Origin of the sequence: Nocardia vinacea NBRC 16497 (assembly GCF_000308835.1) — a bacterium.
Classification (GTDB): domain Bacteria; phylum Actinomycetota; class Actinomycetes; order Mycobacteriales; family Mycobacteriaceae; genus Nocardia; species Nocardia vinacea.
The window spans coordinates 43,449-50,288 of record NZ_BAGN01000192.1; the positions used below are offsets into that span (position 1 = coordinate 43,449).

At 67.2% G+C, this 6,840-nt stretch carries 7 protein-coding genes and 1 pseudogene; 6 read left to right on the forward strand and 2 right to left on the reverse strand.

Annotation, left to right across the window (positions count from 1 at the left end; translation table 11 throughout):
• The first annotated feature begins 180 nt into the window (after nt 1–180).
• Genes ON44_RS26705 through ON44_RS26730 form a run of 5 tightly spaced genes read left to right on the forward strand, consistent with a single transcriptional unit; the run spans nt 181 to nt 4,029 of the window.
• Nucleotides 181–903, forward strand: coding sequence for an alpha/beta hydrolase (locus ON44_RS26705; RefSeq protein ID WP_040695008.1), 723 nt, complete (start codon nt 181–183; stop codon nt 901–903).
• 47 nt (nt 904–950) lie between these two features.
• Nucleotides 951–1,328: a hypothetical protein gene (locus ON44_RS26710; protein ID WP_040695009.1), complete on the forward strand. Its 378-nt coding sequence runs from the start codon at nt 951–953 to the stop codon at nt 1,326–1,328.
• Complete coding sequence (locus ON44_RS49540) at nt 1,321–2,622, forward strand: WXG100 family type VII secretion target (protein WP_157187330.1); 1,302 nt, start codon at nt 1,321–1,323, stop codon at nt 2,620–2,622. The genes ON44_RS26710 and ON44_RS49540 overlap by 8 nt, the downstream gene beginning before the upstream one ends.
• The gene (locus tag ON44_RS26725; RefSeq protein ID WP_245567347.1) at nt 2,604–3,473 is read left to right on the forward strand and encodes an ESX secretion-associated protein EspG; all 870 of its coding nucleotides are present in this window, start codon (nt 2,604–2,606) and stop codon (nt 3,471–3,473) included. The genes ON44_RS49540 and ON44_RS26725 overlap by 19 nt, the downstream gene beginning before the upstream one ends.
• A gap of 25 nt (nt 3,474–3,498) precedes the next feature.
• A complete protein-coding gene (locus ON44_RS26730; RefSeq protein WP_040695015.1) occupies nt 3,499–4,029 on the forward strand; it encodes a gamma carbonic anhydrase family protein in 531 nt (176 codons plus the stop codon).
• 63 nt (nt 4,030–4,092) lie between these two features.
• Here the strand turns inward: ON44_RS26730 and ON44_RS26735 are convergent, their stop codons facing one another.
• A complete protein-coding gene (locus ON44_RS26735; RefSeq protein WP_040695016.1) occupies nt 4,093–4,716 on the reverse strand; it encodes a phosphoribosyltransferase in 624 nt (207 codons plus the stop codon).
• A gap of 11 nt (nt 4,717–4,727) precedes the next feature.
• A complete protein-coding gene (locus ON44_RS26740; protein ID WP_051182487.1) occupies nt 4,728–5,582 on the reverse strand; it encodes a carbon-nitrogen hydrolase family protein in 855 nt (284 codons plus the stop codon).
• Nucleotides 5,583–5,644: 62 nt separating this feature from the next.
• On the opposite strand from ON44_RS26740, the pseudogene ON44_RS26745 reads away from it, so the two are divergent.
• A pseudogene (locus ON44_RS26745) lies at nt 5,645–6,840 on the forward strand (DEAD/DEAH box helicase); the annotation flags it as partial.

The window sequence follows — 6,840 nt, forward strand, 5'->3', positions numbered from 1 at the left end:
AACTCAGCGCAAATGCGACGAACCACACTCGTACGTTCGGACGATAGAGCTTCCGCACAGCAAACCTCGACTCTCTTGCCCGCCCCTCGGCCGGATGTCCAGCCACCTTGTCAGTTATGAACTCAGAAGTAGTTATGTCAGGAACTCGACTGCATCGCTGCGAGTTGCCAGTATTTACGGATGCCTTTCTTCGACGGAGCGCGGGGCCGGATGCATTATCGGCGGTGGCCGGTCGGCAACCCGATGGCAGTTGTGGTGCTCTTGCCCGGAATGGGCCAGCACAGCGGCCACTACCACCGCTTCGCCCGCCCCCCGAAATCCGCCGGGATCGAAGTGTGGGCGCTGGACACCTCGGGGCACGGATTGAGCGAGGGCGATCCGAATAATCCCGGCACGCTGGTGGAACTGGTGGCCGACGCGATGCAGCTGATCGAGCTGGTCCGCGCGGAACTACCGGGTACGCCGCTGATCCTGATGGGCCACTCACTCGGGGCCGTCACCGCCCTGGGCATCCTCGGCGCGGCGGTGCCGGATCAGACCAGTGCGGCCGACGAATTGAACGGACTAGAGGCCAAGTACCCGCTGCGGCCGAGCCTGCCGCCGAGCGAGTTGGTCGGGCTGGTGCTGTCGGGAGTGCCGAAGCGAGCGCTCGGTGGCGGCGCACCCGGTGCACCCGGCACGCCGTTACCGAGCACCCTGCCCATCCTCGCCGTGCACGGCCTCGAGGACCGACGGGCGCCGATCGATGCGATGAGGGTCTGGACTCGTCGCCACGATTGGGTAAGTTTGCGTGAGTACGCCGACGCCGGGCACGACCTGTTGCACGAGCCGGTGCACGCGCGGGTCGCTGCCGACATCGCGGACTGGATGCAGGGTGTCGTCGTGGGGTTGGCGCACCGGTGAGTTGATCGCGGCTGCGCGGGCAGCACGACGAGGAAGGGGGCAGCGAGATGTCGGACGTGACGGCTCTGAATCAAGCGATCGACGACGGCCAGCTCTGGATCGATGGGGTACTGGTCGCCGAGGGGGCACACGAGCGGTGCGCCGAGCGCTATGAACAACTCGCCGATGAAGTCGAAGGCCAGATCGCCGTATTGAGTGGGGCCACTTCGCTTCCCGGCTTCGGCGGCTTCGATTCCGGTGCGGCGCTGCGGCGCGGCTTCGAGGACAAGGCCGATGGCGCGATCACCCGATTGCGCGCATACGCCGACGCCGCGCGGGCGCTCGCGCAGACCTTCCGTGCGGCCGGAGCGGCGTACGCCCAGGCCGATACGGATCTGGCAGCGGCGGTCGGTCAGGTCGAGGTGGCGGGAGCCGCGCATGCGTAAGATGCCGCACTCCGGTGAGAAGACGCCCATTCGGTATGCCGACCCCAGTTATACGGACCCCAACTACGCGCAGACCGTCGAAATCTTCGACAACCTGTCGCATCGGGAAATCCACGACGGTGTCCAGCTGATGAATCCGGTTGTGCTCGCGGCCGGACAGCAAGCGTGGCAGGACAGTTCGACTGGTCTCGCCACCGCAGTCGAGCAGGCGCACAGCGAAATTCGGGCCGCGATGGCCGATGGTTGGCGCGGTGCCGCGGCGGATTCCGCCGCCGACGCGGTGCGTGAATTCGAGCGGCAGGGACAGCAACTCGCGGATGTCATGGCCGCGGTCGGTCAGCGACTCGGCCAGGCGGGCGATGCCGCAGAGGCACTTCGCGCGGCTGTAGTCGAACCATCGAGCCAGACAACGGATCTGGCTGGTGCACTGCTGGATCCGACCAAGGCGACCGAGAACACCGCCACCCAGAAATCCGCCGATGGCACTCGCCAGGACGTCGTGCAGGCGATGGACAGCATCTACACGAATGTGTTCATCTCGACCGGCTCCGGTGTGCCCGCCTTCCCGGATGCGGTGACCGCCGACGTGCCGCAGCCGTCCGGCACCACACCGGCCGCGCAGGTGGCCACCACGCCTGTCCTCGACACCGGAACGCAAACCCTCACCACCCCAACGGCTTCGATTACCGCGCCGGTGCCGACCACACCGCACACCACCGTCGAGCCAGCCGCCGCGACGACCCAACCGGCGGCTGCGCCGACCACCGTGACTCCGGTGAGCACCGCCGCCGGCACCATGCCTACCACCGCCGAACCCGTTGTGCCGACGGCAGATTCCCCCGCATCGACCACCCCCGCCGCAGCCACCACCACACCGGCGACCACATCGGATCGCTCGGTGCGAACGGGTACCGCCGCACCGGTGACCGCCGCCGCGTCCACCTCGGTGCTCGCCCCGACCGTTCCCGGCACCTCGAACACCGACGACGAACGCAAACGCGATGAGCGCAAACGCGATGCGAGCGGCGATGCCATCAACGGCGTCGGCGCGGGCGCCGTCGGCGGACTCATGGGCGGCGCCATGGTCGCGGGTGACAGCCCGCGCTCCGGCATGAGCACCAGCGCGGCCGCCGCCCGCGCACAGGCCCGCGAAGAGGATGAATACGACGACGATTACCACTTCTTCGAAGACGATCTGACCTTCCTGGAACCGGCCGATGACGGCGGTGAGCTGATCGGCGATATGGATCCGACGACGCCCCCGGTCGTCGGCGAATGGACCGAACTGGAGTGAACTGGACGCTGACCCCGGACCAGTTCGCCATGGCCTGGGCCCGCACCGATGGCGACCGCATCCCCTACCCGCTCGCCGTCCGCCTCTCGGCTCGCGACACCGCCGAGCGCGCCGCGCAACTCCCCGCCCTGAACCGTTGGTGCGATGAGACTCTCGACGCCGATCTGGAGGGGGCATTGCGGGTGCTCACACGCCCCACCGTGCGCATCGAGGTCTTCGGGGAGCGCGGTACGGCAGAGCCGTCGGCGGTCGATGGCGGGCCGAACGGCACCGTCGAGGCGACGGGTTTGGTCGAACAGACCGGTCCGGTACTCGCCCAGCCGGGCATCGCGGCCGAATCGCGTCCGGTGCGTGTACTCGGTGCGATCGCCGGGGATATCGCGGTGGTCGCGGCACAACGCGCGGGTGCGACCACCGATCGCGGCGGCGATATCCGACTGTTCGTCGATCGCGTGAAAAACCTTTCCGCACGGATTATTTCGGTGCTGCCGGAGAATTCGCCCGGCACCACACCGCAACTGACCGCACCGCTGGCCCGAGTCACCGAGGACAGCCGGGATCTGGTGACCGTGCCGGTGGCCGGGCCCACCACACCGACCCGAATTCGCAGGCTGCTCAGGCAATCTCGTGACGGCATCGGCCAGATCGTGGTGTCGGTGCGTCGAGCCGATGGCGAACTGCATCCGTTCGGAGCGCTGTGCTGGATCGACGTGATCGGCGACGGCAGATACTCGGTGCGCACCGGAGTCGATGTCGACATCGTGCCGGTCACCGCGCAGCGGTTCACCGCACAGCTGCGGCCGATGGTCACCGCGGCCGAACGCACCCTCACCTTGGCCGAACGCTGGTGAGATAGCGCTGGGTTACGGTGAGTCCGTGCCACTCTACGAATTCGAAGGCAAACGGCCAACAGTCGATCCGACTGCGTTCATCGCACCGACGGCGACCCTGATCGGTGATGTGCGCGTCGAGGCGGGTGCGTCCATCTGGTACGGCGCGGTGCTGCGCGCGGACCTGGCACCGATCACCATTCGGGAACGTGCCAATGTCCAGGACAATGCGGTCCTGCACGTGCCGCCGGATGTGCCGATGGAAATCGGCCCCGGCGCGACCATCGCCCACAGCGTGGTCTTCCACGGTGCGTCGGTCGGCGCGGAGGCCATTGTCGGCAATGGCAGCACGGTCCTGGATCTGGCCGAAATCGGCGCGGGCACAATGATCGCCGCGCACTCCCTGGTCCCGCCGCACGCCAAGATCCCCGCGGGCGTACTCGCCGCCGGTGCCCCCGCCGAGGTCAAGAAGTCCATCGAAGGCACCCAGGCCGAAGGCTGGGTCAAAATCAATCCGGGCTTCTACACCGAACTCGGCCAGCGCCACCGCAAGGGCATCACCGAAGTCCAGCCTTGATCTCGCGCGCCACTTCGCGGCACCGCACTGCGGCATATGCGGTCGACGAGACGACAGGGCATCTCATGCAAGGAGCGCTGTGACCTCGTCGTCTTCCAGTTGATGAAAGTCGCGGTACGCCATTCCGACACCACCGAGCGAGCGCGGCACCCACGGGCAGACCACCTCATCCGCTTCGGCGGCCACCCGGCGCAGCGCCTCGGTGGACGACACCGGTACCGCGACCACGATCCGCGTCGGCTGGTGCAACTGGGCGACCCGGCAGGCGACAGCCACCGTCGCCCCGGTCGCCATCCCGTCGTCCACGATCACCGTCGTGCGGCCGGAGATCGGAATCGGCTTGGCATCACCACGCCACATCTCGCGTCGGCGTTCGAGTTCGGCGCGTTCCACATCCTCGATCTCGGCGAGCTGCCGCGTCGTTATCCCGGTGTGCGACAACACATCCTGATTGAGCACCCGGATCCCTTCCTCACCGATCGCGCCCATCGCCAGCTCCGGCTGCCACGGCACACCGAGCTTGCGGACCAGCAGGATGTCGAGATCGCCCCCGATGACATCGCACACCGCGGCCGCGACCGGAACCCCACCCCGGGGCAGTCCGAGCACCAGCGGTTGCATCGCACGCAGGTGGCCGAGTTCCAAACCCAGCGCGCGACCGGCCGCTGTCCGATCGGAGTAGATCATCCGAATTAACGCTACTCCGGTGTACGGCCGGTAATCGCGAATCGCCGCAATGCCAGGCTGGGGTTGGTCCGGCGGACCGTAGCCAGCTGTTCGAGGTCGATATCCGCGGTGAGTACGCCGGGCTCGTCGCCGAGTTCGGCGAGGACGACACCGGTCGGGTCGATGATCATCGATGCGCCCGCACCGCGCGGTGCGCATTGATCGGCGGCGGCCACATAGACGGTGTTCTCGATGGCACGCGCGCGCAGCAGCGTCGTCCACTGATCCACCTTCGCCGGACCGGGAATCCACTGCGCGGGCAGTACCAGCGCCTGGGCGCCGGCGGCCGCGACGCGACGGCAGCCTTCCGGGAAGCGAAGATCGAAACAGGTCTGCATGCCGAATGTCACAGCATCGACCGTGAAGGTGGCCGGGGCCTCGATCGCACCCGCCTCGACGACATCGGATTCGACATATCCGAACGCGTCGTAGAGATGCACCTTGCGGTATGCCGTCACCAGGTTCGCGTCGGGTCCGAGCACGACGAGGGTATTGCGGATCCGCCCGGCCTCCGGCGCCACCTGCTCGACCGTTCCGGCGACCAGATACACCCCGAATTCGCGTGCGATTTCGCCGAGGCCGGTGACAAACGGCCCGGTCAGCGGTTCGGCGACGGCCACGACCCGCTCGTCGAGCCGGGCCACGGCAAACATCGAGTATTCGGGCGCGACCACCACCTTCGCACCCCGGTCCGAGGCGGCGCGAACGTGCTCGCGCAGGGCTTCGAGATTGGCGGACGGATCGGTTCCCGCTGCGAATTGGATCACCGCCACAGCCACCGCTGAGGCCGCCGGGACTTGATGCGCGGACACGCTTTCGGGTTGCATACGTCTCACCGTATTGGCCCGGTGGCCGGGACGACCACTGCGAGGCAGTAAACTCCTGGTCAATGAGTACCAATCAGGTCGACAGCGTTCCTGGCGACAACGACAGGGACAACGACGGCCCGACCTTCGCCGATCTCGGCATCGATGACCGCGTCCTCGCGGCCATCGCCGATGTGGGCTATGAGTCGCCGTCGCCCATCCAGGCGGCAACCATTCCACCACTGCTGGACGGCGCCGATGTGGTCGGGCTGGCCCAGACCGGCACCGGCAAAACCGCGGCATTCGCCATCCCGATCCTCATGGGTATCGAGGCGACCGGCAAACTTCCGCGCGCCCTCGTGCTGGCCCCGACGCGCGAACTCGCGATCCAGGTCGCCGAGGCATTCGGCCGCTACGCCACCCACATCCCCGGACTGCATGTGCTGCCGATCTACGGCGGCCAGGCCTATGGCGTCCAGCTCTCCGGCCTGCGCCGCGGCGCGCACGTCGTGGTCGGCACGCCGGGACGGGTGATCGATCACCTGGAGAAGGGCACGCTCGACCTGTCGCAGCTGCAGTATCTGGTGCTCGACGAGGCCGACGAGATGCTGAAGATGGGGTTCCAGGAGGATGTCGAGCGCATCCTCGCCGACACCCCGCGCGAGAAGCAGGTCGCGCTGTTCTCGGCGACCATGCCCTCGGCGATCCGCAACATCTCCAAGAAGTATCTGCGCGAACCGGTCGAGATCACCGTCAAGTCCAAGACCTCGACCAATACCAACATCACCCAGCGCTGGGTGCAGGTCTCCCATCAGCGCAAGCTCGACGCACTCACCCGGATCCTCGAGGTCGAGTCGTTCGAGGCGATGATCCTCTTCGTGCGCACCAAGCAGGCCACCGAGGAGCTTGCCGAAAAGCTGCGCTCGCGTGGTTTCTCCGCCGCGGCGATCAATGGCGATATCGCGCAGAACCAGCGTGAGCGCACCATCGGCCAGCTGAAGTCCGGTGCGCTCGACATCCTGGTCGCCACCGATGTCGCCGCGCGTGGACTCGATGTGGACCGCATCTCGCATGTGGTCAACTACGACATTCCGCACGACACCGAGTCCTATGTGCACCGCATCGGCCGCACCGGCCGGGCCGGGCGCAGCGGTGAGGCACTGCTGTTCGTCGCGCCGCGGGAACGTCATCTGCTCAAGTCGATCGAGCGGGCCACCCGGCACCCGCTGACCGAAATGCAGCTCGCCCAGCGTCGATGATGTGAACACCCAGCGCGTCG

Bases quoted from the DNA above. Each gene is read 5' to 3' on its own strand.
- ON44_RS26725 (WP_245567347.1), top strand. From the start codon at position 2,604: ATGGACCGAACTGGAGTGAACTGGACGCTGACCCCGGACCAGTTCGCC.
- ON44_RS26710 (WP_040695009.1), top strand. From the start codon at position 951: ATGTCGGACGTGACGGCTCTGAATCAAGCGATCGACGACGGCCAGCTC.
- ON44_RS26740 (WP_051182487.1), bottom strand. From the start codon at position 5,582: ATGCAACCCGAAAGCGTGTCCGCGCATCAAGTCCCGGCGGCCTCAGCG.
- ON44_RS49540 (WP_157187330.1), top strand. From the start codon at position 1,321: ATGCGTAAGATGCCGCACTCCGGTGAGAAGACGCCCATTCGGTATGCC.
- ON44_RS26735 (WP_040695016.1), bottom strand. From the start codon at position 4,716: ATGATCTACTCCGATCGGACAGCGGCCGGTCGCGCGCTGGGTTTGGAA.
- ON44_RS26705 (WP_040695008.1), top strand. From the start codon at position 181: ATGCCTTTCTTCGACGGAGCGCGGGGCCGGATGCATTATCGGCGGTGG.